Origin of the sequence: Embleya sp. NPDC020886, assembly GCF_044333915.1 — a bacterium.
Classification (GTDB): Bacteria; Actinomycetota; Actinomycetes; order Streptomycetales; family Streptomycetaceae; genus Embleya.
This window is the reverse complement of the sequence record NZ_JBIRRX010000002.1, coordinates 749,232-773,967: the sequence shown is the minus strand read 5'-3', so window position 1 is coordinate 773,967 and position 24,736 is coordinate 749,232. Positions and strand designations below refer to the sequence as shown.

Annotated in this window: 20 protein-coding genes and 2 pseudogenes; 13 read left to right on the top strand and 9 right to left on the bottom strand. The window is 70.8% G+C overall.

Annotation, left to right across the window (positions count from 1 at the left end; genetic code table 11):
* Positions 1-677: 677 nt before the first annotated feature.
* Positions 678-1,181: a hypothetical protein gene (locus tag ACH4U8_RS10150; RefSeq protein WP_379988136.1), complete on the bottom strand. Its 504-nt coding sequence runs from the start codon at positions 1,179-1,181 to the stop codon at positions 678-680.
* A gap of 340 nt (positions 1,182-1,521) precedes the next feature.
* Between ACH4U8_RS10150 and ACH4U8_RS10145 the strand changes: the two genes are divergently transcribed.
* The gene (locus tag ACH4U8_RS10145; RefSeq protein WP_395776724.1) at positions 1,522-3,132 is read left to right on the top strand and encodes a hypothetical protein; all 1,611 of its coding nucleotides are present in this window, start codon (positions 1,522-1,524) and stop codon (positions 3,130-3,132) included.
* 631 nt (positions 3,133-3,763) lie between these two features.
* Here the strand turns inward: ACH4U8_RS10145 and ACH4U8_RS10140 are convergent.
* On the bottom strand, positions 3,764-4,177 hold the full coding sequence (locus tag ACH4U8_RS10140) for a PP2C family protein-serine/threonine phosphatase (RefSeq protein WP_395777006.1): 414 nt from the start codon (positions 4,175-4,177) through the stop codon (positions 3,764-3,766).
* A 25-nt stretch (positions 4,178-4,202) separates the two neighbouring features.
* On the opposite strand from ACH4U8_RS10140, the pseudogene ACH4U8_RS10135 reads away from it, so the two are divergent.
* A pseudogene (locus ACH4U8_RS10135) lies at positions 4,203-4,322 on the top strand (IS110 family transposase); the annotation flags it as partial.
* 116 nt (positions 4,323-4,438) lie between these two features.
* On the opposite strand, the gene ACH4U8_RS10130 reads toward ACH4U8_RS10135, so the two are convergent.
* Both ACH4U8_RS10130 and ACH4U8_RS10125 read right to left on the bottom strand, forming a co-directional pair.
* Positions 4,439-5,800, bottom strand: a complete 1,362-nt coding sequence (locus tag ACH4U8_RS10130; RefSeq protein ID WP_395776722.1) for an MFS transporter — start codon at positions 5,798-5,800, stop codon at positions 4,439-4,441.
* Positions 5,797-7,542, bottom strand: a complete 1,746-nt coding sequence (locus tag ACH4U8_RS10125; protein WP_379988138.1) for a CocE/NonD family hydrolase — start codon at positions 7,540-7,542, stop codon at positions 5,797-5,799. Before ACH4U8_RS10125 ends, ACH4U8_RS10130 begins: the two co-directional genes overlap by 4 nt.
* A gap of 96 nt (positions 7,543-7,638) precedes the next feature.
* On the opposite strand from ACH4U8_RS10125, the gene ACH4U8_RS10120 reads away from it, so the two are divergent.
* Positions 7,639-8,343 (top strand): TetR/AcrR family transcriptional regulator, encoded by a 705-nt coding sequence (locus ACH4U8_RS10120; RefSeq protein ID WP_395776720.1) that lies wholly within the window; start codon positions 7,639-7,641, stop codon positions 8,341-8,343.
* A gap of 274 nt (positions 8,344-8,617) precedes the next feature.
* Here ACH4U8_RS10120 and ACH4U8_RS10115 read toward each other — a convergent pair whose 3' ends face one another.
* Positions 8,618-8,857: a helix-hairpin-helix domain-containing protein gene (locus ACH4U8_RS10115; protein WP_395776718.1), complete on the bottom strand. Its 240-nt coding sequence runs from the start codon at positions 8,855-8,857 to the stop codon at positions 8,618-8,620.
* A gap of 99 nt (positions 8,858-8,956) precedes the next feature.
* Here ACH4U8_RS10115 and paaI point away from each other — a divergent pair, with 99 nt between their 5' ends.
* The 4 genes from paaI to ACH4U8_RS10095 are packed head-to-tail and all read left to right on the top strand — an operon-like array spanning position 8,957 to position 11,559.
* A complete protein-coding gene (paaI, locus tag ACH4U8_RS10110; protein ID WP_395776716.1) occupies positions 8,957-9,370 on the top strand; it encodes a hydroxyphenylacetyl-CoA thioesterase PaaI in 414 nt (137 codons plus the stop codon).
* Complete coding sequence (gene paaK, locus ACH4U8_RS10105) at positions 9,367-10,704, top strand: phenylacetate--CoA ligase PaaK (protein ID WP_360315428.1); 1,338 nt, start codon at positions 9,367-9,369, stop codon at positions 10,702-10,704. Before paaI ends, paaK begins: the two co-directional genes overlap by 4 nt.
* 25 nt (positions 10,705-10,729) lie before the next feature.
* Entirely contained in the window at positions 10,730-11,362 is a 633-nt protein-coding gene (locus ACH4U8_RS10100; RefSeq protein ID WP_360315430.1) for a TetR/AcrR family transcriptional regulator, read from the top strand.
* Positions 11,363-11,397: 35 nt separating this feature from the next.
* Positions 11,398-11,559 (top strand): hypothetical protein, encoded by a 162-nt coding sequence (locus ACH4U8_RS10095; protein ID WP_395776714.1) that lies wholly within the window; start codon positions 11,398-11,400, stop codon positions 11,557-11,559.
* Positions 11,560-11,885: 326 nt separating this feature from the next.
* Here ACH4U8_RS10095 and ACH4U8_RS10090 read toward each other — a convergent pair whose 3' ends face one another.
* Together ACH4U8_RS10090 and ACH4U8_RS10085 are read right to left on the bottom strand one after the other, a co-directional pair.
* Positions 11,886-13,157, bottom strand: a complete 1,272-nt coding sequence (locus ACH4U8_RS10090) for an MFS transporter (protein ID WP_395776712.1) — start codon at positions 13,155-13,157, stop codon at positions 11,886-11,888.
* Complete coding sequence (locus tag ACH4U8_RS10085; protein WP_360315436.1) at positions 13,154-13,858, bottom strand: siderophore-interacting protein; 705 nt, start codon at positions 13,856-13,858, stop codon at positions 13,154-13,156. Before ACH4U8_RS10085 ends, ACH4U8_RS10090 begins: the two co-directional genes overlap by 4 nt.
* A gap of 127 nt (positions 13,859-13,985) precedes the next feature.
* On the opposite strand from ACH4U8_RS10085, the gene ACH4U8_RS10080 reads away from it, so the two are divergent.
* The 3 genes and pseudogenes from ACH4U8_RS10080 to ACH4U8_RS10070 form a co-directional block, all read left to right on the top strand.
* Entirely contained in the window at positions 13,986-14,585 is a 600-nt protein-coding gene (locus ACH4U8_RS10080; RefSeq protein WP_395776710.1) for a TetR/AcrR family transcriptional regulator, read from the top strand.
* A gap of 180 nt (positions 14,586-14,765) precedes the next feature.
* On the top strand, positions 14,766-17,846 hold the full coding sequence (locus tag ACH4U8_RS10075) for a hypothetical protein (protein ID WP_395776708.1): 3,081 nt from the start codon (positions 14,766-14,768) through the stop codon (positions 17,844-17,846).
* A gap of 501 nt (positions 17,847-18,347) precedes the next feature.
* A pseudogene (locus ACH4U8_RS10070) lies at positions 18,348-18,461 on the top strand (4-oxalocrotonate tautomerase); the annotation flags it as partial.
* 181 nt (positions 18,462-18,642) lie between these two features.
* Here ACH4U8_RS10070 and ACH4U8_RS10065 read toward each other — a convergent pair.
* The gene (locus ACH4U8_RS10065; RefSeq protein ID WP_360315444.1) at positions 18,643-19,425 is read right to left on the bottom strand and encodes a helix-turn-helix transcriptional regulator; all 783 of its coding nucleotides are present in this window, start codon (positions 19,423-19,425) and stop codon (positions 18,643-18,645) included.
* A gap of 91 nt (positions 19,426-19,516) precedes the next feature.
* On the opposite strand from ACH4U8_RS10065, the gene ACH4U8_RS10060 reads away from it, so the two are divergent.
* From ACH4U8_RS10060 to ACH4U8_RS10050, 3 genes are all read left to right on the top strand, one after another.
* On the top strand, positions 19,517-20,323 hold the full coding sequence (locus tag ACH4U8_RS10060; RefSeq protein ID WP_360315446.1) for a sulfite exporter TauE/SafE family protein: 807 nt from the start codon (positions 19,517-19,519) through the stop codon (positions 20,321-20,323).
* Between the two features lie 459 nt (positions 20,324-20,782).
* On the top strand, positions 20,783-21,892 hold the full coding sequence (locus tag ACH4U8_RS10055; protein WP_379992736.1) for an acyl-CoA dehydrogenase family protein: 1,110 nt from the start codon (positions 20,783-20,785) through the stop codon (positions 21,890-21,892).
* Between the two features lie 370 nt (positions 21,893-22,262).
* Positions 22,263-23,417 carry an epoxide hydrolase family protein gene (locus tag ACH4U8_RS10050; protein ID WP_360315450.1) on the top strand — a complete coding sequence of 385 codons (1,155 nt, stop codon included), beginning with the start codon at positions 22,263-22,265 and terminating at the stop codon, positions 23,415-23,417.
* 362 nt (positions 23,418-23,779) lie between these two features.
* Here ACH4U8_RS10050 and ACH4U8_RS10045 read toward each other — a convergent pair whose 3' ends face one another.
* On the bottom strand, positions 23,780-24,583 hold the full coding sequence (locus tag ACH4U8_RS10045) for an SDR family oxidoreductase (RefSeq protein ID WP_395776706.1): 804 nt from the start codon (positions 24,581-24,583) through the stop codon (positions 23,780-23,782).
* Positions 24,584-24,736 lie beyond the last annotated feature (153 nt).

Below are 24,736 nucleotides of genomic sequence, written 5' to 3'. Positions count from 1 at the left end.
GTCCGACGGGTCGGCGCCTGATCCGGCGGAACGCAACCCGGCCGGGACGCCCGGCAACGCGGCCCCACGTGCGTGCGCTTCGCAAGACTCGCGCCGGCGGCAACGCCTCGGCCACCGCGCCTCGGCCATGGTGCTCGGCTCCCGTCCGGCGAACCGGCCACCGGCAATCGCCCCTCGAACGCGCGCTATTCGAGCACGTCACCGCGCCCACACCACGAACCGGACTCCGCGAAGGGCCCGTTCGTCCCGGACCTGCGCCTGCGGGGCGGCCGTCCCGTGCACTCGGCCCTGCCCGCCCGCACGGGACACGTCCGGTCGCCGGGCGCATTCGAGGAGGCCGGCGCCTTCGCCGAGCAGGCGTGCACCCGGTGCCGGCGTTCGCGGGTGGTCTGTTCGCGGATCCCGCCGGGGCGGGCGGGTTTGACGGCAGCCTCCGCCCGGGGACCGAGCGGCCCGGTGTACGGCAGCCGTGACCGTACCGTCGACAACGGTGTACGGGTGAGAGTCGACGGCGGGTGATCGTGAGCGCCGCCGACGGGCGGGAGTCGGGACGTCGCGCGGTCGTACGCACGGGGGTTCGACGGCACCCGGGCTCAACCGGCCCAAACGTGACGATCGAAGCGGCGTCGAACCCCCTGCTGTCGATCCCCCGCCGCGCCGAGGGCGGGGCTGGTGGATCAGTAGGTCAAAGCCGGGCTGAACGCGCTCTTGCCGACACACCAGATGTCGACGTTGTTGGGATTGTGGTGCAGCTTGACCGACCAGTTCGTGGCGCTGGGCGGACTGGCCGACTGGATCACGGTCATGGCCTGACCGGCGGATATCGTGCCCGCCGTCTTGTTCAGCGGACCCAGGTTGACCGGACCGAAGGGACCGGACGTGCCGGCGGTACCGCTGAAGGTGACCGTGCCGCTCGGACCCCCGAGGTTGGCGGTGATCGTGAGATCGCCGTTGTTGATGGTGATCAGCGGCGCGAGCGCGATGGTGGCCGAGAGCTGGTGCGACGCGTTGGTGGTGAACGTCGCGGTCTTGCCGGTGTAGCTGACCCCGATCGAGGTCAGACAGTCGTACTTCGCGGTGGACGGACCGCCGGCCGTGGCCGTGCCGCTGAGGGCAACGGTCGCGGCCATGGCACCGGCGAAGACGGCGGCGCAGGCCGCGAGGGCTTTGGATCGTGACATGGAAGGTGCCCCTTTCGACAGATACTGCGGAAAGTTCCTGTCGGCGCATTTGGAGTGAATCCGAAGTCTCGGATTTCGTCAAGCAGGATCGGAACGCAATACCCCGACGGCGAAATCCGCGATGGACAATTCATGATCGCAATTCACCACCAGTCACCTCGGCAAAGAATATTCGGTTTCCCGGGTATTTCTCGATCATGGTGACACGTGTCGACTGAATCGGATCGCGTCTCGCTCTTGACTACCGATGATCCAAATGTGCGAATAGTTCGCTACGCCTTTCGTTTCCGACGGGCTCCGAACAGGCCGTCCGCACCGGCCGTCCACACGAAGGAGCAACGTGTCAAAACGGTTATCCCGACGATTGACCCGCCATCGCTGGGCCGCCTCGGTGGCGGCGAGCGCCCTGGCCCTCGGCGGCGGCCTGGTCGCCCTCGCGCCGTCGGCGGGCGCGGGCACCGTGACCCCGGTCATGCGGTGTACCACGCCGGTCGGTGCCCCCGAGGGGCAGCAGCGGTTCGAGGTGACCCTGGACCCGACGCATGGCGACGGTGCCACCTCGATGCACGTCGTGGCGGGTGGGAGTCCGGCGACCAGCCCGATCCCGATTCCGCTCGCGACGATCAAGTCCGTCTACACGTTCGCCATGTCCGGCGGTACGACCGGGGATCTCTCGGTGGCGCCACCCTCGTTCGAGACGCCGATCGAGGTGAACACGCCCATCGTGCCGCCCCCGTTCACCGTGCCCACGACGATCGTCGGCGCGCCGGCCGGGTCCGCGGTGGACCTCACCCTGAAGTCGATCGTGGTGCAGACCATCGTCGGCGGAAACCTGCTCGCGACGGCGACGTGCGTGCCGATCTCCGGTAACGGCGTGGTCGCGTCGTACACGGTCGAGCAGGGCAGTCAGGCGCCCACGCTGACCGCGACGCCGAGCACCGTCGACTCGAACTCCCGGGTCACACTGTCCGGCGCACACTGGCCGGCCGGTCCGGTGGGGTTGACCATGTGCTTCCCCGAGTTCGGCGGATTCTGCGACAACGGCTACTCGACCATCGCCGCGAGCGACGTCAAGGTCGTCGACGGTGTGCTGTCGGGGTGGGTGCACGTCGCCGGCGCGGTTCCCAGTACGACGGCGCTCCTGAAGGTCACGTCGGGATCGGTGGCCCTGGAGGCGCCGTTGACCGTCGTGTCCGTACCAGTCGGCGGGCGGGGGCTGGTGCTGAGCCCGAACACCGGTCCGGTCGGCACCCGGGTGACCGTCACCGGCACCGCGTTCTCGCCGAACGCCCAGATCACCGTCCAACCCCAGGACGGGCCCGGGGCGCCGACCGAGGACGCCATAACCACCACCGCGGACGCGAACGGCTCGTTCACCGCGACGTTCACGGTGACCGCCGCGGCCACCGCCGCGGTCGCGGCGTACGAGTTCGGCAACCCCGCGATCGGCATGCGGACGCCGTACACGGTGGGCGAGGGCCCGGCTGGGCTGACCCAGTCGGTCAGTGGGCAAATCAAGCCCGGCGGCCTGACGATGTCCCAGGCCGGCGGCCGGATCGACTTCGGCAGCGCGACGATCGACGGCAAACCGCTGCGCCTGAACGCGGCGCTCAACCGGGTCACCGTGGTCGATGCCCGAGGGACCGACCTCGGGTGGTCGCTCACCGGCACGATGTCGGAGATGACGGCCGAGAACGGCACCGACAGGCTCCCGGCCGGGAGCGTGACCTGGACCCCCGCGTGCGCGGCGGCCGACGGCGCGCCCGGAACGGTCACCCCCGGCACTGCGGGGCCGCTCGGGACGACCCAGGCCCAGTTGTGCACGCAGACGCCGGTCGAGGGTCGAGCCACGGGCGGCAGCGTTTCGGCGGACGCCGCCCTGACGTTGACGACCCCGGCGTTCGTACGCCCGGGGACCTACTCGGGGACGCTCACGCTGAGCCTGAGTTAGCCGAACGGGAGTCAACCAGGCTCGCGTCAATCGGGCTTGAGATGGTCGACACCGAGTCGACGCGTCGGGATGTGCGGGTGTCGACGCTTCGAGACGGTGCCGCTTCACCCGCCCGGTGGTGTGGGACGACTCGGCCGCTCCGGCCGGCGCCCCCGCCACCGGGCGATTTCGTGCGCGGCGCGGGATCGTGATCGGCAGCCCGGAGCCACGGTGTGGGGCCGTCGCGCCCCTTTCGCGACCGCCCGGTATCGCGACCGCTCGGGGACGGCGGGGAATGCGTCGACATTCTTCGGGGCGAGGAATTCGGCGGGCGGGCTTTACCGGCGCGGTATTACGCCGCCTTCCCGGCGCCCGGCGCCCCGGGTGCGAAACCGGGGCGCGGACTACGGCGGCCGGCGCATCGGCGGGATCAACGGCTCGTCGGTACCCGGACGCGCGAGCGCCCCTGTTCCCGAGCAGCCGAAACACACCGCCGGCCGGTCGTGGTTGCCCCGGAATCCGACCGGTTCATCGCCGAACACGACGGCTCCGAGGTGCCCCTTCGCGGGTGGTGGCAGATCCCGGAGTGTCGAAGTTCGTGGTTGTGCCGGGATTTTGGCGTCGGCGGCGACGGGCTGTGTTCACCGATGGATCAGGGCGGCGTGCCGGTCGCCGTGAGGTCGAGTTCCTTACGCTGCGTGGCCGTCGGTGTACAGGCCAGGACGCTGCCCGGCTCGATGTCGACGACGACCGTCTCGAACGGGAGCCCGACCACGCCCAAGGGCGGTCCGGCAGCGACGTCGATCGCCTCGGCGACGGCGGCCGGCGTGACGAGGACGGGTGGCGGGTGACCGGCGCCGGGCAGGGCGCAGCGCCGGGCCACCGGGTCGTATTCGGCGTACGGGCAGGTCGCGACGAACGGGTCCGGGCCTCTGCCGAACTGCTGTACCAGGTCGTCCAGGTGGGTGAGGAGTTCGGTGGGGTCGAGTTCCAGGTCGGCGAGCGTGCGGACGGCTGTGCGCGGCCGGCCCATGGTGGCGGTGGCGTACAGGCCCTGGCCGGCCACGTCACCGACGACGAGGGCGACCCGGGCAGGCTCCGCTCCCGCGCCCCACGCCTCGGGCAAGGTCGGCGGCAACCTGCGTCGGCCGACCCGCTACCACCGCATGCTGCAACGCCTCGTCCACACCTCGGCGTTGGTGAGCATCCGCTGTGGGCACCGTGGCCCCGGACAGGTGAGGGCCCGTCGTGCTGCCGCCGACCCGGTGGGTCCGTGCCGTGTGCGCGTCGGTCGGCGTTGCCGTTGTGATGCCGGTCCACGCGGTGCCTACCGACGTGCCGTGCCCTGCTGTACCCGTGGTTGGGGTGCGCGGACCATGTGGTGGATCTGCCGGCCGCACCACATGCCCGGGACCATCCACACGGCGGTTCCCAGCGACATCAGCACGGTGATGGCGTGGCGTGCCCGGGCATCCGGGTGGTCGCCGCCGTCGTACCCGGCGAAGGACAGGGCGAGGGCGGCGAGCCAGACGACGACCGCAGCGAGTGCGGTTTGGGCGAAGGCCGCCAGGCCGTAGAGGGTGCCTTCGCGGCGTTCTCCGGTGCGGGCCGATTCGGTGTCGGCGATGTCGGGGAGAATGGCCCAGCCGGTGACGGCGACTGCCATACTGCCGGCCGAGCTGAGCAAAATGAGCGTCCAGAACAGGACGTCGTCGCCGCGGCCCGGGAAGACGAACAGGCACTGCACCACGGCCCAGCAGCCGGTGAACAGCAGGTATGTGCGGGGCTTGCCGATCCGGTCGGTCATTCGGCGCACCAGCGGCAGCCACGCGAGTCCGGCCGCGAACCAGGTCAGCATCACCAGGGACGCGGTGTCCTCGCTGTAGCCCATGACATGGACGCCGTAATACACCGCGACCGCACCGGTGACACTCAAGGGCGCCCAACCGAACGCGAGCATGCCCAGCGCCAGTCGCACGATACGGGACTCGCGGACCATCGCCAGGCCCTCTCGTGGTCGGACGGTCGCGGGTTCCGCCGCCGGTTCGCGGCCGCGCGCCGTCGCCCGGGTCACCAGCAGTCCGCCGGTGGCCAACAGGGCGCATACCGCGGCGGCGGCCGACCAGCCGGCCCTGTCGCTGCCACCCAGGGCGTCGCCGAGTACCCCGTGGAGCGCGAGGGGGGTGACTGCGCCGACGAGTGCGCCGAGTTGTGAGAAGGCGGTGCGTACGCTCGACAGGGCGGTGCGCTCGGTCGGGTCGGTGCTCAGCTCGGCGCCGAGTGCTCCGTAGGGCACGTAGAAGACGGTCAGGCTGGTGAACCAGGCCAGTGCGACCGCGGTGTAGTAGGCCGCACGGGCGATGCCCGTCAGGCCGAAGTCGGTGAACAGCAGCCAGGACGTCACCGCGTACGGGATCGCCGCGGCCGTCAGGAAGGGGAGTCTGCGTCCGTGGCGCGAGCGCAGGCGGTCCGAGCGCCGGCCGATGTACGGCTGGAGGACCGCGTTCCACACCGTGCCCAGCGCCACCACCGTTCCGCCGAGCGCGGCGGACGCGCCGACGACGTCGGTCATGTAGTAGAGGAACAGGGTGGAAAACGCCGTCCACATCACGGCGTTGGCCCACTCGCCGCCTCCGTACCCCCACCGCACGCGTCTCGGCAGGGCCGCGGCGGATGCGGGGCGCGTCATGACGTGCCTCCGGCAACCCGCAGGTCCAGGTGGGACGCGGCGGCCGCGTCGTGATGAATCGTCGTCGTGCCCGCACGGGTGTTGCGGTCCCAGCGGTCGAAGGCGCTGCCGGATATCTCGGCGCCGATCCGATGACCCGCGCGGAAGCGATGACCGGTGGCCGCCAGGCCGACGTACGCGGCATACACGCGACCCGGTTCCACCGGCGTCGGCGCATTGGCGGGATCGCGGTGCGTCAGGCGCCGGATGCCCTCCTGGACGAGTTGGGCGGAACCGTCCGGGGCGATGTCGACCAACGCGACGGTGACGTCCGCGTCATCGGCGGTCGTGGAGGCGTGGATCGTGGCCGTGATCGGGCCGACGACGACCATGTCGTCCGTCAGCGGTTCGCTGCGGTAGACCAACACGTCGGGGCGCGTGTGGAGATCGCGGCGGTCCCTCAGCGCCTTGGTCATCCCCCACAGGTCCTTGCCTTCCCACGGCGCCGCCGGGTCGGCCGGATCGTAACCGAACCGTGCGGCGTGCTCGCTGAACTCGGGTTCGTCGGTGGTGAGTTCACGGTTTCCCCGCAGGTAGAGGCGGAGTTCGGCGGTGTCGCGGGGCGGCCATGCGTCGGCGGTGTGCCAGCGGTCGGCTCCGGTGACGTACGCCCGTACCCGGGGTCCGTCGAGCTTGACGGGTACCGTCGTCGACCCGCCGGTCCGGGCGAGGACCTCGTCGGTGAACGCCAGCACCCGGTCCCAGGAGCGGGGACCGGCCGGGATCGGAATGCGGCCCACCCTGCCGTCGAAGTCGCAGCTTGTCTCGTGGTCGGTCGGGCCGATCACCAGGCGCCTCAGGTGCGCCAGGTCCGGGCGGCGCTCCTCGAGCTCCGTCCAGCACTGGAGCGTGCCGGGCAGCAGGTTGTCGTACCAGCCGCTCCACACCATCGTCGGCACCTCGACGCGGTCGAGCAGGTGCCGGAAGTCGTGCGCGTTCCAGAAGTGGTCGTCGGGACCGGTGCGTTGGGGGCGGTCGGCGAACTCGCGGTAGAGCCCGCCGGGCAGTCCGGCCGCGTCCGCCATGTCCCGTACCGGCAGTTGCCGGGTATCGAGGCGATGCCAGTTGAGGAACCCGCGCCCTGCCTGGTCGCACGCCCACATCGCGGTGCTGCCGAGGCACAGCGCGCCGCCTTCGAACAGCAGCGTGTGCATGTCCAGGCCCATGTCGCCCGGCGAGATGCAGGCCAGCGCGGGATGGCCGGACGCCGCGGCGGCCCACTGGGTGAACGCGTAGTAGGACTCGCCGGTCATCGCCACCCGGCCGTCACACCAGGGTTGGTCGGCCACCCAGTCGATCGTGTCGTAGCCGTCGTCGACCTCGTGCACCAACGGACGCCACTCGCCCTCCGAACCGAACCGGCCGCGGACGTCCTGCACCACCGCCGCGTAGCCGCGCCGGGCCCAGAAACGGCCGACGGCGGGCATGTACGCGTACGCCTCGCGGATCCCGTACGGCATCCGGATCAGCATCGCCGGGTGCGGTCCGGACGGGCGCGCGGTGCGGTCGGCCGGCAGGTGGACGTCCGTCAGCAGGCGCACGCCGTCGCGCATCGACACCATCGCGCCCCGCACCGTCCGCACCTTGGGGAAACGTTCCGGCGATGCCGAGGGCAGTTCCTTGAACGGCAGGGCGAGATGCTTCGCGCCGACCAGACACGCCCGGGTCATTCCCCACTTTGCGTCCGCAATGAGATGCTTCATCGATGTCTCCCCTTCGCGACGTGACAGACGGGTGACGCTAGTCGCCGCAGAACGCGCGACCATGGGAAGAATTCGCCGGCATCTCAACGGAGTGGCATGGACACATCACCCGGCGCACCCCAGCCCCGCCGCGGACGCGGTCGGCCGCGCGAAGTCGTCCGCCGCAACCCCGGGGAAGGCACCCCGCTGGACCGTCGCCCTGCGGACTCTCCACGGACGACCGCCGCGATCCTCGATGCGGCACACCGCGTCCTGCTCCGCGCCGGGACGGCCGGGCTGACCCTGGTCGCCGTCGCTCGCGAAGCCCACGTCGACGTGACCACCGTCTCGTACCACTTCGGCACCCGGCACGGGCTCATCGAAGCCCTGATGGACCGCCTCTACCAGGACCAGGCGGTCGACTTCGCCGACAAGGCCCGCGAGCTGCCACCCGGGCAAGAGCGCTGGCAGGTGTACCTCGACGGCGTCGTACGCATGTGCCAGGACGGCGACGCGACCCGCGCGTACTTCGCCATCGCCGCACTCGGCCTGCGGGACGACGCATTGCGCGCCCGGCTCGCCAAACTGAACGCCTGGACGGTCCGCGCGTTCGCCGACACCATCAACGCCGACGCCGCGTCCGACGAACGCCCGCTGCTGGATCCCGAACGCCTGCGCACCATCGGCGAGTTCGTCTACGCGGCCGTCGACGGCATCGAACTCCACCATGCGCTCGGCGACGACACGTACCCCCTGCGCGACGTACTGGCCATCCTCGACGACATCGTCACACGGCTTCTGACAGAGCGTTCCGTCCCGTGAGTCGTGTGTGGCTCCGGGCTTGGATGTCGCGCCGGTTCGGGGTGTTCTCGCAACAGGCGATGCGTGTGCTCCGGGTCGACCGCGTCCAGGACGGCGGTCCACGAGGTTCGGTCCGGGGTCAGGGCGGCGACGAACGAGTACGGCCGGTGGCCCGTCGGGTCGGTTCGGGTCCGGCGGGATGAGCGGCGCGTTGATCGCGGCGGTGCGGATGGTCGTCGCGACCGTGTCGGGATCGAGGCCGCTGTCGAACCGGGGAACCGCGTTGATCGAGTGATTACTTCCACTCGATCAACAGCCGCTTGCGCTCAGGGCTGTAGTGCCACCGCGGCCGGCCGGCCCGTCCTTCGGCCCGGCCCGCGGCGGACCCGATCGTGTCGAGCAGGCATGGGCCGCGCCGTTCGCCGTAGGCGGCCGACATGCGCTCGTGCACCTCGACCGGATCCTGGTCCACGAGCCGCCCGTACGTGACGAGTCCGATGCGTTCCCGATCTGCCCGTGCGTTCCGTTCGGACATGCGCCGCACCCCTTGACACAAGGTTGCAAGTCCTGGATTACTGGAGCCGCCACTAACGTAACCGAATGTTCGGTCAGTTATAGGGACGGCGAAGCACACATGACATCTGTCCAGGATCCCGCGCAGCGGATGTTCGCCGCGGACGAGGCGTCCCAGGGCCTGGGGATCGAACTGCACGAGGCCGGCGAGGGCGCCGCCCACCTGAGCATGGTGGTGACCGCCTCGATGGTGAACGGCCACGGCCTCGCCCACGGCGGTTACATCTTCCTGCTGGCCGACACCGCCTTCGCGTGCGCCTGCAACAGCCACGGTCCGACCACCGTGGGAGCCGGCGCCACGGTCGATTTCGTCGCCCCCGCGTACGAGGGCGACACGCTGGTGGCCAAGGCGCACGAGGTCGGCCGGTTCGGCCGAAGCGGCATCTACGACGTGACCGTCACTCGCGACGAACAGGTGGTCGCGGAGTTTCGCGGTCGCAGTCGCGGCATCCGAGGCATGGAGAAGTCCGCATGAGCGAGCGCACCACCGCGTCCCCGCCACGACTGGGCGACGCCCCGCCGCGGGAACTCCTCGACGCAGGCGAGCGGATGGACCGCAGCGAGCTGCGCGACCTCCAACTCGGACGGTTGCAGGCCACCCTCCGGCACGCGTACGACAACGTCGAGCTGTACCGGCGCAAGTTCGACGCCGCCGGGGTCCGACCGGCGGACTGTCGCACCCTCGACGACCTGGCGCTGTTCCCCTTCACCACCAAGGCGGATCTACGCGACACCTACCCCTTCGGGATGTTCGCCGTCCCGCGCGCGGACGTCCGCCGGATCCACGCGTCGAGCGGCACCACCGGCAAGCCGATCGTGGTCGGCTACACCGACGGCGACCTGGACACATGGGCCGACGTGGTCGCCCGCTCGATCCGGGCCGCGGGCGGCCGGCCCGGACACCGGGTGCACAACGCGTTCGGGTACGGGCTCTTCACCGGCGGACTCGGCGCCCACTACGGCGCCGAGCGCGCCGGGTGTACGGTGATCCCCGCCTCCGGCGGCATGACGGCGCGTCAGGTGCAGCTCATCCGGGACTTCGAGCCCGAGATCATCATGGTCACCCCCAGCTACATGCTGGCCCTGCTCGACGAGTTCGAGCGGCAGGGCGTCGACCCGCGCGGCTCGTCCCTGCGGATCGGCATCTTCGGCGCGGAGCCGTGGACCGAGGAGATGCGCCGCGAGATCGAGGAGCGGGCCGGCATCCACGCCGTCGACATCTACGGGCTCTCCGAGGTGATCGGACCCGGCGTCGCGCAGGAGTGCGTGGAGACCAAGGACGGTCTGCACGTGTGGGAGGACCACTTCTATCCCGAAATCGTCGACCCGCTCACCGACGCGCCGGCCGGCGCGGGCGAACATGGCGAGTTGGTCTTCACCTCCCTCACCAAGGAGGCCATGCCGGTCGTCCGCTACCGCACCCGCGATCTGACCCGGCTGCTGCCCGGCACCGCCCGCCCGGCGTTTCGCCGGATCGACAAGATCACCGCGCGCTGCGACGACATGATCATCCTGCGCGGGGTCAACGTCTTTCCCAGCCAGATCGAGGAGATCGTGCTGCGCACGCCCGACGTGTCCCCGCACTTCCAGGTGGAACTCGCCCGCCGAGGCCGCATGGACCACATGCTGATACGCGCCGAGACCCGGGTGGGCAGCGATCCGGCGACCCGGGCACCGGCCGCGGCGGCCATCGCCAAGGCGGTCAAGGACGGCATCGGCGTGAGCGTGGAGGTGGACGTGGTGGACGTGGACACCCTGGAGCGCTCGATGGGCAAGTTGCGCCGCGTCCGTGACCTGCGCGAGCCGTGACCGGCGTGTTTGCCACAATGCCTGTATGAGCACCACTCTCCCCTCGGGCACCGGCGGACGCCGGGGCCGGCCAGGCTACGACCGCGAATCCCTCCTGGCGATCGCGGTGACGGCGTTCAACGAACGCGGCTACGACGGCACCGGCATGGAGGAGTTGGCCCGGCGTCTGGGCATCACCAAATCCGCCATCTACCACCACGTCGCCGGCAAGGAGGAACTCCTCGAACTCGCCGTCGACCGGGCCTTGGACGCCCTGTTCGCCGTGCTGGACGAGGAGCGCGAGAAGTCGACCGGCGCCACGACGCGACTGGAACGAACCGTCCGGCGCAGCGTCGAGGTCCTCGCCGAACAACTGCCCTACGTGACGTTGTTGCTCCGGGTGCGCGGCAACAGCGAGGTGGAGCAACGGGCCTTGGCTCGGCGACGCGATTTCGACCACCGGGTGGCCGACCTGGTGGCCGAGGCCGCCGCCGAGGGCGGGGTGCGGGACGACATCGATCCGGGCCTGATCAGCAAGCTGCTGTTCGGCACGGTCAATTCGCTCATCGAGTGGTACCGCCCGAGCGGCGCCCTCCCGGTGGGGACGGTGTCCGACGCGCTGGCCACCATCCTCTTCGACGGCCTGCGCGCCCCCGCGAAGGTCGCCGACGAAGGCTGACCCGGCACCCGCATCCCACCGACGAGGGAATGTCGGTGCGGAACCTGGGGGATGTGATGTTCGCGTTCACCACCTTCCTGGAGGCCCACCACGACGCATACGGTATTGCCGGCGACTTGGAGTCGACCGACCCGGAGGTGCGGCGGGTCCGGGAACTGCTGCTGGACTGCGGGTGGGACCCCGACTCGGACGATTGAGCCCGGTCGAACGTGGCCGGGTCCGGCGGGAATCCGAGAGACGTCGCGGACCGGGCGACCCGCACAGCGGATCGGTGCAGGCAACTCCCGGACCACGCCGGGGAACCGAGCCGGCACAGATCGCCCGGTCGTGGCCAACTCGGCTCCCTTCTCCGCGAGTTCGGCCACCGCAGCCGTCGACATACGGTCGACGCCCCGCCCGTCAGCCGGCCCGGACGTTCCCGAAACGGCCTCCACCGCAGTCGACCCGGATGTCGTGATCGCGATGTCGGGCATCGGATGACTCCCTTTGCCCAGGGTGTACACCGGGTCCTTGATGGTCCCTTTCACGACGGATGTGCGCTGCCGACCGTCGCGGCACCGGGGTCCGGTCGTGACGGCGGGCGGGCGGCCCGTGCGGTGGCGATGCCGGCGATGAGGCCCAGGGGGAGCGCCGAGATCCATACCAGGGCGGGTGTGGCGATGCGGCCGAGGGCGAGTCCGGAGGTGGGGCCGATCGCGGTGCCGATGTCCTGTGTGGTGGACAGGGCGGCCTGGTAGGTGGCGCTGCGTCCCGGAGGGGCGTGGCGAGTGATGAAGGCCGAGGTGACGGGGCCGGTGATCATCATGCCGAGGGAGGTGACGAGGACGGCCACGACGAGGGCGGGGTAGCCGAGTCCGGCGGCGGCGAATCCCGCGAGGCCCGCGCCTTGGAGCGCGGCGCCGAGGAAGAGCAGGCGACCGGTGTCGTGTCGGCGGGTCCAGCGGGTGACGGGGAGTTGGAACACGATGATGGCGAGGGCGTCGATGGCGAACAGGGCCGCGTAGGCGGTGGTACCCAGGGGGTGGAGTCCGTTCAGGAGTACCAGGCCGTCGGCTTCCCACCAGGTGAAGGTGATGCTGAGCAGGCTGCCGCCGAGGATGAGCAGTGCCAGTCTGCGGTCGCGCAGGATCCGGGTGACCGCGCCGTACACCTCCCCGGCGTTTTCCCCGCTGTCCTTCTCGGCCGTCTCCGGGCCGATGACGCGGTCGGGGGGAACGGCGACGAGCACCGTCAGGGCGGCGCCGACGAGCAGGGCGCCTGTGGCGGCGAATACGCTCGACAGCGAGAAGGTCACGGCGACGGCTCCCAGGATCGGGCCGATCACGCCGCCGACACTGGCCACCACCCGGGTCACGCCGAACGCGTGGGCGAGGTCCTCGTCGGCGTGCAGGTCGCCGATGAGCGCTGCGATCGTGGGGTGGAACGCCGACTCGAAGAGCCCCGCGGCCAGGAACAGACCGAGGGCGGGTATCGGGTGGTGCACCAGGAAGAGGCTGCCGTAGCCGAGGGCCATCCCGGTGGTGGACAGCAGCAGCATGCGGCGGTGGCCGATGCGGTCGGCCAGGGCGCCACCCGCCAGACCGCCGGTGAACTCGCCGGCGGCCTGGACGAGGAACAGCGCGCCGGCCGCCGCTCCGCTCAGCCCGCCGACACGATGCGCCCACAGGATGATGAAGGGCAGCATCACGCCGTTGGCCAGGGCGCCGAGCAGCCGGACGACCAGGAGTCCTCGGAAGGCGGCCGTGACCTGTCGCTTCGTCGGTGCGCCCCGCAATGCGGGCGCCGTTGGGGTCACGTCGGGTTCCGCGAGGTGACGGCGGGGCGGCGGTCGGCGGTCCAGTAGCCCTTGGCGAAGACGTGGTCGGGCCGGACACCCAGGCCGTGCACGAGTTCGCGGAGCGACCGCGCCGCGTGGGCCTCGGTGAGGAGGTAGACCTGTTCGAAGCGGCCCGCCCGGAACTCCTCCGCGACCGCGGCGAGAAGCGCCTGCGGGTCGCCGGCCGGGACGCCGTCGCGCTCGAGCCAGCGCACCCGGCCCGCCACGATCGGGACCCGGTCGGCGGCAGACTCGGTCTCGACGACGACGGCGGCCTCCTGACCGGCCGGCAGTGCCTCGGTCAGGGCCGCGATCGCCGGCAGGGAGGCTTCGTCGCCGACGAACAGATGGCCGTCGGCCGGCCGGAGTTGCAACTTTCCCTTGGGGCCGACGAACTCCACGGGCGAACCCGGTTCGGCGCTCGCCGCCCAGGTGCTGCCCGGCCCGCCGCCGGCGTGCAGGACCGCGTCGATGTCCCACTCGCCGACCTGCGGGCGGGCCTGCCGAATCGTGTAGTGCCGCTTGACCCGGCTCCCGCGGGCGTCGGCGAGCAGCACCTCGATGTCCTGGGCCGGCAGGGGAGTCAGGCCGATGAGGCTCGGGCCGCCCAAGGTGAGTCTGACCGTGCGGGGGGTGAGGTGGCGCCGGGCCAGCACCGTACAGCGGTGGGTTGTCTTCATGGGGTTTCCCTATGGTGTCCGGGGAGTGCGGGACATGCCTGTGGCGGCCCGCTCCAATTTCGAGGCAACGTGCCTCGATATGAGGTTAGCATCATTCCGAGGCATCGTGTCTTGATATGCTGGTCGCATGTCACGCACAGCCCACGGACAGGCCACACCCGGACGCCCCCGCAGCGAATCGGCGCGGATCGCCGTTCTGCACGCGGTCGACGACATGCTCGTCGAACAGGGGTACGCGGCGATGACCATGAAGGGCATCGCCGAACGCGCCGGAGTCGGGCGCCAGACCGTGTACCGGTGGTGGTCCACCAAGGCCGAGATCCTGCTGGAGGCGAGCACGTCCGACGCCGCCCACGAATTGGCCGTCGAGCCGCAGGCCCGTCCCGCCGACGACCTCCTCGCCTTCCTCGAGGCACTGACCACCTTCCTCACCACCTCGCCGGCCGGCCTCGCCTACCGGGCGTTGCTGGGCGAGGCGCAGCACGACGGCGCGGTACGCGATCTCGTCCGCGCCGCCGACCTCGTCGGCACCGCCACCTCGGCCGTGCTCGCTCGCGTACGTCCGCACGCCGCCGCCATGCCCACTCCGCCGCTGGCCGCCGCCCAACTCGCCGGCCCGGTCGTCGCCGTCATCCTGGAGACCGGGCACCCCCTGACACCGGCCCAACTCGCCGACCACACCGGGCTCCTCCTCCGCGCCTGGACAGCGGGCCCCCCACCACGCTGAGCCGCCCGACGCGGCCCGACCCGATTCCTTCGACCACGCGGCTGTCCCGGTCGGGCCGACATGTCTCACGAGACGTCCGGGACGCCTGTGCCTGCGGTCTCGCTCGGGTTCGGCGGTGTGCCCCGGTCGATGTGCGATGTCTGGCACGCTGATTGCTCCGTACGGGAGTCGGGGGCGTGGGTGGATGTCGTCGGGCGTGCGTTGGTGGTGGGGATCGGGCGTTTCGCGGCGGACGGGTCGGGGGGCGAGGTTCCGGTCGGCGCGTCGGTGTGGTCGGAATTGCCGTTCGTGGACGAGGTGGTGCCGCCGGTCGTGGCCGCGCTGAACCGACTCGGGTATACGACCGATGTACACATGGACATCGGTTCGGCCGCTTTGCGCGTTGCGGTGGCCGGCGCAATCGGGACCGCGCGGGTCGTCTACGTGGCGTCCCACGGGCAGGCGAGCGGTTCGAACCCCGATCGTGTGGATGTGGTTCCCGCGGACGCCCGGGTGGGGCATGGCACGAACGCCGCACAATGGGTGGACGACGCGCAGGAACTGGGTGTTCCGACGTTGTTCCTGTTCGACTTGTGCCGGGCCGGTCGCGCGGCGGCATTACCGCACTTGGTGCACCGGTCGGACTCGCCGGCAAACGCGTGGGTGATCGCCGCGTCGAGCGGGCACGAGAGCGCGTACGACGGGCGGTTCAGCGTCGCCCTTGCCGAGGTGTTCGATGAGATCGCTCGCACCGGGTTGGACACGGACCCCGCGCGGTCGCACGTGCCGTTCTCGACGGTGGCCCGCAGAATCCGCCGGCAGGTGGAGGGAATGCCCGGGACGGTGCAGAGCGTGCAGAGCACCGCGATGGTCCTGGCCGAGGACGAGCCGGACCTGCCGTTCTTCCCCAACCCCGCTTACGATCCCGCAACCGCCCGCGCGGCCGGTGTGGATCCCATGCTGCGGGTGTTCCTCGACCCTTCGGACGCCCGGCACTTCACCGACCGGGCCGGTACCCGGTTCACCGGTCGGCGCTCGCAACTGCGCCTGCTCGCACCCTGGTTGGACGACGTCGAGGCGGGTGGCCTGCGGGTGGTGACCGGCAGTCCCGGGGTGGGGAAGTCGGCTCTGTTGGGGGCGTTGGCATGCGCCGCGCACCCGGAGTTGGTGGAGGTCGCGCCGCACGTGCGCGAACGTCTGGACGCCCGGGACGCGTCGGGGTGTCCCTCGGTCAACGACAGATTGGCCGCCGTGCATGCCCGGGGTCGCACCTCTTCCGAGGTGTTCGCGTCGATGGCTCGTCAACTCGGCATGGTGCGCGCGTCCGGCGTGTCGATGGGCACGACGGTGTGCACGGGCCTGCTGCGCGAGCGGGGCGAGGTCCCGGTGGTCGTGGTGGACGCCTTGGACGAGGCGTCCGACCCCGGGGTGTTGTGCGCGGAGCTGATCCGGTTGGCGGACGTGCGCCGCCCGGACGGCAGGGCGGGAGTGCGCCTGTTGGTGGGCACCCGGTCGTGGCCGGCCTTCGCGGCTTTGCTCGACCGGGCGTCCGCGGCGGGTGGGCTGCTGGACCTGGACACCGTCGATCGTGCCGAGATTCGCCAGGACTTGGCGGACCACCTCAATGCTCGCCTCGCCGACCTGGCCGGTTACGCTCCGCCTCGCATGCGTGCGATCCGACATCGTCTCGCCCAGGCGATCGCCGATCGCCTGTCTCCGCACTCGGATCGGAGCGCGGAATGGGGGGCGTTCCTGGTGGCCGAGATCTTCACCCTCCACCTGACCCGGGTCCCGGTGCCGGCCGACCTCGACGAGGCGGGAGAGTTGGGCCGTTCCGTGCCCACGACGCTGCCGGCGGTGTTCGACTTGGACATGGCCTGCCGTCCGGATGGTCCCAGCATCCGCGCGGTGCTGTCGGCATTGGCGCCGGCCCGGGGCGAGGGCATGCCGCTGGAGGTGGCGCTGCCGTTGGCGGGCCTGTTCGCCGACGTCGATCCCGAACGCGCGCGAACGTTCCTGCCGGACGCACTGTTCTACCTGCGTGCGATCCCCGACCGGGACGGAACCCTGCTGTACCGCCTCTTCCACCAGGCACTCGTCGACCATCTCACCCGACAGCCCACGCTCGATTCCGCGACGCCCAACCCCGGCGACGTCCTGGACCATCTCCTCGCCACGCACACCACGTTCGACGGCCGCATCCGCACTTGGGACAGCGCACCCCCCTACCTCGTGCGCCACGCTCTCGCCTACGCCGAAGCCGCCGGCCGCCTCGACGAACTCCTGGTCGACACCGAGTACTTGGTCCACGGCGACCCGGCCGTACTGGCCCCCGCATTCCTCGATGCCAAAACCTACGGGGCGCTGCTGGCCCGTGCCGTCTACCGCACCTCCATCCACGACCATCACCACGCCGACCCCGCCACCCGCCGTCGCGTCCTTGCCTTGGACGCGACACGGTTCCGGGCGGCGGCTCTCGCGTTGGCCTTCGCGGACAAGACCGAAGCGGGCACCTGGACGGCCGTCGTGCGGACGGCCGATCCCTTCGAGTACGAGCGCAGGGACGCCCGCACCGAACGCGCCGGGGCGGTGAATGCGATCGCATACGCGGTCCGGAACGGGCGGCTCGTCGCCGTCACGGGAGCCGACGACCACACCGTGCGGGTATGGGACCTGACCACGGGAGTACTCCTCGGTCACCTCACCGGACACACCGGGACGGTGAATGCGGTGGCGTGCACTGTTCTGGATGGTGACGAGTTGCTCGCCGCCGTCACCGGATCCGACGACCACACCGTGCGGCTATGGAACCTGCGCAACGGGCGGCAACTCGGCGATCCCCTCTCCGGGCACACCGGGACGGTGAATGCGGTGGCATGCACCTTCGTGGAAGGGCGGCCCGTCGCGGTCACCGGATCCGACGATCGCACCGTGCGGGTATGGGACCTGGGCCGCCCGGGACCCGACGCGCCACTCGGGCGATCCGGCGAACCCCTCACCGGACACACCGGGTCGGTGCTTGTGGTGGCGTGCACCACCTGGAACGGGCGGCCCGTCGCCGTCACCGGCTCCGCGGACGGCGACGTGCAGGCATGGGATCTGGCCGCCGAACAACGCATCGATGGATTCCTGCTGCCCGCGCCACCGGGCGTGTTCGGCAGAGAAGTCGGCGAACCGTTGTTCGTCAGTTTCGCTGCGGACGTCGCGCTCTTCGTGCGCCGGTCCCCGACATGGTCGAACCGCCTACGCCTGAACCCGCCCGCCGCTTGGGACATTTCGTGACACGGTCCATCGTGGGAGTCCACGGCACAGGGAACTTGCGCTGCGGCGAGACACCCGGTGAAGCGGCCGAAACCCTGGACCGGGCCCGGCACACCCACCTCACCACGGCGCTCCACCGCGCCGGAGCCGGCGGACCGACACCCGAGGCGTCCGGGGCCTACTTCGCCGACCTGCTCGGCAAACCCGGCAGGCAGGATGCCGGCGACGATCTCGACGACGACCCGGGCCCTCCGAAACCGAGTTCGCGCGTCAGTGGTCGGACACGGTCGACCGACCCCGGGACGTCGCCGCCGGCGAGCGGACCATCGGGCCGCGCCAGGACGTCGAGATCCTCCCCCGCTCGCGGCTCCTGGGCCCGATTGCCCCGAAGTCGTGCGCCGCGATCTTCTGCCGTGAGGTCCCCACTTGTCTGAAGGTCCCCGAATGCCCGGCTCACGCCACTGCCCGGTCCCGGGTAACCGACGCCCTCGAAACCGCAGGCGTCCGCGTGGTGATCGCCTACTCTACGGCGAGCGGGCCCGCACCTCCGTCGTGCTGATCGACGAAGTCGTCGACGGGGGCTGGGGCGTCGCCGGCACCGTCCTGACCGCCATCATGCTCAACGGCAAAGCCTGACCTGCACCCTCCGTACGGGCTCGGCGCCGTGGTGTCGCCCGGCCCCACCCTGCCGGGCCCCACCCTGCCGCGCCCCGCCCGAGCCACCTGCGGGCCCACCTCGGCCGGCTCCGTAGCCGACGACCGCACGGCGAACACGCGGGCCCACCGCCGAGTCGATTCGCCGACCGTCCCCCGCCGCTCACCGCTGCCGGAGGATGGCGGCGGGTCCGTAGGCGGTCGGTGGGCGGCCGAGAAGGTTTCCGAACGCCGTGGTGAAGGCGGCGGGATTCTCGTAGCCCAGTGCGGTCGCGACCCGGGCGACCGGCGCCCCCGCGGCCAGGTGGCGCAGCGAGTGCAGCACACACGCACGCTGTCGCCATTGGGTGAAGCTCAGACCCGTGCCACTGCGAAACAGGCGGCTGAGCGTGCGTTCGCTCACGTTGAGGGCTGCTGCCCAGCGGGCGGGCGGGTCATGAATATCGGGACTTCGGAGAAACGCGTCGCACAGTCGACGCAGCTCCCGATCGGCGGGAAGCGGAAGATCGAGCGGAAGCGGTGTGAGGTTCCTGATCTCGTGCAGGAGCAGATCGATGAGGATGGCATCGCGCCCATGCTCGGGGTAGCGGGGTTCCATCTCGACGGCATCGAGGATGAGTTCCCGCAGCAACGCGGAGACGTCGACGACTCGACAGCGCGAGGGAAACCACGGGACGGCACTCGGCTCGATGTAGAGGCTGCGCGTGCCGACTCGCGTCATGGTGACCTGGTGCGCGGTCATGGGCGGGATCAGTACGGCGCGGTGCGCGGGCACGGTCCAGGTGCCGTCGACGGTCTCCACCTGCATGACGCCGGTGACGGCGTAGAGGAACTGGGTCCGGCGATGCTCGTGGAACGGGAGCAGGTGATCGGGGGGATAGTCGGTGCCGATGGCCAGCACGGCACGATCGAGGCCGTCCACTTCCGCGACGGGGATGTTGCGCATGTGGCGACGCTACCCTTGCTGTCCGCTACGCGTAAGAACATGGCGATCGATCGATTGCCCGCCGGCCAGGGGCGTCCGTAGCGTTCCTGCAGTGCTCACTCCTCTCCTTGTTCTCCTTCTGTTCGGCTGCCTGACGGGCGTCACGACGGTGCTCTTCGGTTTCGGTGGCGGGTTCATCACCGTCCCGGTCGTCTACGCCTTCCAAACGGTCACCGCGGATTCCGGTACCGATGCGATGCACGTCGCGGTGGCGACGTCGACGGCGGTCATGCTGGTGAATTCGCTGACTGCGACCCTGGTGCAACTGCGCCTCGGGCGGCTCCGTCGGGAGTACCTGTGGCCGCTGCCGGCCTTCGTCGCGATCGGCGCCGTCGTCGGTTCCGTCGCGACCACGTGGGTCGACGGCCCGCTGCTGCACGTACTCTTCGCCGCCTATCTGGTCGTGACGATCGTCGACAGTCTGCTGCGGAAGGGGTTCGTGGTACCCACACACGCCGTACGGCCGGCGCCCCTCGGCCGGCTCACCACCACCTTCGGCGGAGCCGGCATCGGCGCGGTCGCCGCATGCCTGGGAGTGGGCGGAAGCGTCATGACGGTCCCGCTCCTGCGGCGCAGGGGTCTCCCGATGGCCGAAGCGGCCGCGATGGCGAACCCGCTGAGCCTTCCCGTCGCCGTGGTCGGGAGCATCGTGTACGCACTCGCGGCCGGCTCGTCGGCGCATGCGGGCCGGGTGGGTTACGTCGATCTGATCTCCGCCGCGGCCCTGCTCGGCGGTTCGCTGCCCACCATCGCCGTGGTGAAGCGCATCGGCCGCCGCGTCCCGGATCGCGTTCACTCCGTTGCCTACATCGCCCTGCTCGTACTCGTCCTGTTCATGATGGTCCTGACCGGGATGTGATCCGGCACCAGGTTCCGGGCCTGGCCCGCCGGCCAGGCAATCCAAGGAGCCATCCTGTACACCGGTTCACCCTGGTACGCCCCGCACCGCGGGTGTCGATCGAAGGAACCATCGCGTACACCGATTCACCCCGGTACGGCCGCCCCTGGGCGTCACCGGGACGGACCGTCGGCTCCCCCGCTGCGCCGCCGCCCGTCGCGCACCACGGGCGGCACGGCGGGCGCCCTGTCTCCCGGAGGACGAATGCGCTTGCCGGAGCGCTGCCCTCGACAGTCCCGAGCGTGGGAGGCGAAGGCATGCCCGCCCGTTGCCGGGGATCGCGGCCGGGCCGGCCACACTCCCTTGATCCTCCGGTCGCCGGCTCGCGTCGCCCGACCGGACTCCGCCGAACTCGGCCGAACTCGGCCGAACTCGGCCAACGTGCAAGCGACTTCCGCGCGCGGCTTCTAGGCTGGGTCGGTGACTTCTCCGTTTGCGGTTTCCCGAGGTGAACAGCGGTTCGTCGACGCGGCGCAGGACCTGGCCCCACGGTTCGCGGCGGCGGCGGACCGGCATGATCACGAGGCCACTCTCCCGCTCGCCAATCTGACGGCCTTGCACGAGGCGGGGTTGGACCTGGCCGCGATGCCTCGGGACCGGGGCGGTGCCGGGCTGTCCTACCAGGCGCTCGGGGAGATCCTGCGCATCGTCGGCAAGGCGTGCCCGTCGACGGCGTGCGTGTGGACGATGCATCTGGGCGCGGCGCAGGCGCTGGTCGGTTTCGGACCACCCGTCTATGCGGACGAGTTGGCGGCGGGCAAACGGTTCGCGAACGCGTTGTCGGAGCCGACCGGCGGGAACCTGTTCCTGATGCCGCTCCAGCGAGCCAGTCCGGTGGACGGCGGATTCGAACTGGACGGCGCCAAGCGGTTCGTGTCCGGGTGTGAGATCGCGGATCATTTCCTGGTCAACGCACTGGTCGAGGACGGGCCCGCGTTCTTCGGGGTCGGCCGGGACGACAGCGTCGAGATGGTGTCGATCTGGGACTCGATGGGCCTGCGCGGCACCCGCAGCCAGTTGGTGAACTTCCGCAACACGCTCCTGCGTCACGAGAACCGATGTCGCATCGTCGACCCGACGGCGCCGAACATCATCGCGCTCGGCCTGCCGTGGCTGTCGATCGGCGTGGCCGAGGCCGCGCTCGACGCGTTGGTCGACCATGCCCGCAAACGCGTCGTACCGACCACCGGCAGGCCGGTGGGCGACATGCAGTGGGTGCACTTCGACGCCGCCGACGCCCATGTCAAGCTCCTGGCCGCCCGCACTCTCGCGGAACGGGCCATGTGGCTCGCCGACCGGGGCGCGCCGGGCACCCTGGATGCCGCCGTGGAGGCGAAGCTGTACGCCAACCAAGTGGCCAAGTCGATCGCGGAGTTCGGGCTCCGGGTCGGCGGCGGCTCGGGGTTCCTGCGATCCTCGCCGATCCAGCGGCACTTCCGCGATGCCCAGGCCGGCGCACTGATGGCCTTCTCGGTCGAGGTCTGTCGGGATCTGATCGGCACACGCCTGACCGGCGGCGAACAGCCCTGAGATCGACCCCATCACGCAGGCATCCCGGCAAATCGGCCGCGACGATCCTCTGCGGCGCGCGGCCACGGCGCGCCCCCGACCCATGGCCCATATCGCCGACTCGACAGGTGTTTCCGGCCGGAGCGCGCGTGCCGAAACGCTCCTTTGGCAGGCATTCGGGGGGTATATCGAAGACCCTGTGGCGACTGTGCATGGCGCCCGACAGCCGGGGAAGCGGTCGGCCCCGGATCCGTCGGGGCGTTGCTTGCGACTGTCCGGAATCAGCGAAGGGCGGTCGGCGTTTGCAGCTATCGATGCGAAGTTCGCGCCGGCCGCGCCCCGGTCGTCCCGGGACACGCGCCCTGCCGGCGGATGAACCACCGAAGGACACATGAGCACAGAGCGATACCACATCTCGGTCCCCGACCACGTGCTCGACGACCTGCGCGAGCGGCTCGTACGCACCCGGTTCACCACCGCGACGGACGCGGCGTACTGGGCGGCCGGGGTCGATCCCGGCGACCTGCGCAAGCTCGTGGCGTACTGGGCGGACGGCTTCGACTGGCGGGCGGCCGAGGCCCGACTGAACGCGTACCCGCACTTCCGCGCCGAAGTCGGCGGCCGCAAGGTGCATTTCGTACACATGCGCGGCAAGGGCCCGGTCGGAGGGCCGGCGCCGCTGCCGCTGGTGCTCAGCCACGGATGGCCGAGCAGCTTCGTGGAGATGTTGCGGATCGCCGAACTGCTGACCGACCCGGGCGCGCACGGCGCGGACCCGGCGGACGCGTTCGACGTGGTGATCCCGTCGCTGCCCGGGTTCGCCTTCTCCGAGCCGCCGAGCGGCCCGTTCACGCGGCGCGCCGTCGCCGAGACATGGCACACGCTCATGGCCGACGTGCTCGGCTACGGCCGCTTCGGCGCGGAGGGCGGCGACATCGGCAGCGGGATCACGCAGTGGCTGGGCGCGCTGTTCCCGAACGAGGTGGCCGGCGTGCTGGTCACCTCGTCGGTGGTCCCGACCGACTTCGGTGCGGCGCCGCCGACGCCCGAGGAGCAGGCGTTCCTCGACGCGCTGGCCGTGTACGACGCCGCCGACGGCGGCTACAGCGGGATCATGTCCACCCGCCCGGACACCGTCGCGGCCGCGCTGGTCGACTCCCCGGCGGGGCTGCTGGCGTGGATCGTGGACAAGTACCGCGACTGGAGCGACTGTGGCGGCGACGTGACGACGCGCTGGGACCGCGACACGCTGCTGACGGTGGCGACGCTGTACTGGACCACCGGGTCGATCGGCACGTCGTTTCGCGAGTACTACGACTGGCCGCACAACCGGTCGGTGCCGCCGATCACCGTGCCCGGCGCCGTGACGCTGAGCAACGAGCCGGCGTTTCGCGGAATGCCGCGCGGCCTCGCCGAGCGGATCTTCACCGACCTGCGGCAGTGGCACACCCCGGAGCGCGGCGGGCACTTCATGGCCCACGAGGAACCCGAGCAACTGGCCCGCGACCTACGGGACTTCTTCCGACCGCTGCGGGAACGAGACTAGCCCGGACGAGTGGCTCCGATGTTTCCGCTCCCGCCTGGTCGGCTTGTAGGGGTGTGAGCGCAGAGCCGATGACCTCCCACGGCACCATGGAGGTCCGACCTTGAAGGAGTGCCACCTGTGCGACTGGTTTCCGATCCCGTGTTCGGCGAGGTGGATCTCACCGCTTCAGCGGAGGAACCGGCCGCTCCGGCAGACGCGGTGGCCGAAGGCGACGGGTTCGTCGGCGCCACGTCACTGTCGGACGGGGACGCCTTGGCAGGGATCGGAGTCAGGAGGGTATCCGGCCTCGGGCTTCGGATGGAACTCGACGCCTCGCGGCAGGTCCTGGTGATCAGCGGCGATCCCGGTGTGGTGGGGCCGGCCTACGGCTCGAACGGTCGTTTCCCCATTTGCTCGCGCACGGTGACGACTGTGGGGTTGAGGAGGGTACGGCGTTGCCAGTTGGCGCCGTCGACGACGAGGGTGTGGCCGGAGATGAAGCGGGCGTAGGGCGACGTCAGGAAGGTGGCCGCCCAGCCGAGTTCGCGTACCCGGCCGACTCGCATCGCGGGTTGGCAGGGGTCCTTGTCGTGGGTGCGGGCGAGGTTGCCCTTGATGTCGCCGGTCATGTCCTCGTGGGGGAAAAGGCCGGGGACCAGGCCGTTGACCTGGATGCCGTAGGGGCCCCATTCGACGGCCAGGGTCTCGACCATGTTCTTGACGCCGGCCTTGGCGGCGGCGCTGTGGGCGAAGCCGGGGCCGCCGGTCCACGCGTAGGACGCGCCGATGTTGACGATCGAGCCGGGGGTGCCGGCGGCCAGGTGGCGGCGGGCGAACTCGCGGGCGCAGAAGTAGGTGCCGTTGAGGGTGATGTCCACGACGGTGCGCCACGCGTTGGGGGACATCTCCTCGGCGGGCACCGGGAAGTTGGCCGCGGCGTTGTTGATCAGCACGTCCGGGAGTCCGAACGTGTCGACGGCCGCGTCGAAGGCCGCCTCGATCTCGGCCGGCTCGCGGATGTCGCAGGTCGCGGTGGCGGTCCGGGCACCGAGGCCGGCCAGGTACTCGCGCGCTGCCGCCAGGTGCTCGGCTTTGCGGCCGGCGACCACGATGTCCGCGCCGAGGCGGGCGTATTCGGTCGCGATGGCCTTGCCGAGGCCGGTACCGCCGCCGGTCACCAGCACCACGGATCCGTCGTATGTGTCGGGTGGCAGGGCTCGGGCGCCGGGCGGGGCGGGTTCCGGCAGACCCGGGTACGGGTTTGACGTAGAGGCAGCGGGCAGGTCGGTCATGGCGGGGGTTGCTCGACTTCCGGTGTGGTGCGGTGGGCGGTTCCCCGT

Bases quoted from the DNA above. Each gene is read 5' to 3' on its own strand.
- ACH4U8_RS10085 (WP_360315436.1), bottom strand. From the start codon at position 13,858: ATGAAGACAACCCACCGCTGTACGGTGCTGGCCCGGCGCCACCTCACC.
- ACH4U8_RS10150 (WP_379988136.1), bottom strand. From the start codon at position 1,181: ATGTCACGATCCAAAGCCCTCGCGGCCTGCGCCGCCGTCTTCGCCGGT.
- ACH4U8_RS10130 (WP_395776722.1), bottom strand. From the start codon at position 5,800: ATGACGCGCCCCGCATCCGCCGCGGCCCTGCCGAGACGCGTGCGGTGG.
- paaI (WP_395776716.1), top strand. From the start codon at position 8,957: ATGACATCTGTCCAGGATCCCGCGCAGCGGATGTTCGCCGCGGACGAG.
- ACH4U8_RS10100 (WP_360315430.1), top strand. From the start codon at position 10,730: ATGAGCACCACTCTCCCCTCGGGCACCGGCGGACGCCGGGGCCGGCCA.
- ACH4U8_RS10125 (WP_379988138.1), bottom strand. From the start codon at position 7,542: ATGAAGCATCTCATTGCGGACGCAAAGTGGGGAATGACCCGGGCGTGT.
- ACH4U8_RS10065 (WP_360315444.1), bottom strand. From the start codon at position 19,425: ATGCGCAACATCCCCGTCGCGGAAGTGGACGGCCTCGATCGTGCCGTG.
- ACH4U8_RS10080 (WP_395776710.1), top strand. From the start codon at position 13,986: ATGTCACGCACAGCCCACGGACAGGCCACACCCGGACGCCCCCGCAGC.
- paaK (WP_360315428.1), top strand. From the start codon at position 9,367: ATGAGCGAGCGCACCACCGCGTCCCCGCCACGACTGGGCGACGCCCCG.
- ACH4U8_RS10050 (WP_360315450.1), top strand. From the start codon at position 22,263: ATGAGCACAGAGCGATACCACATCTCGGTCCCCGACCACGTGCTCGAC.
- ACH4U8_RS10115 (WP_395776718.1), bottom strand. From the start codon at position 8,857: ATGTCCGAACGGAACGCACGGGCAGATCGGGAACGCATCGGACTCGTC.
- ACH4U8_RS10120 (WP_395776720.1), top strand. From the start codon at position 7,639: ATGGACACATCACCCGGCGCACCCCAGCCCCGCCGCGGACGCGGTCGG.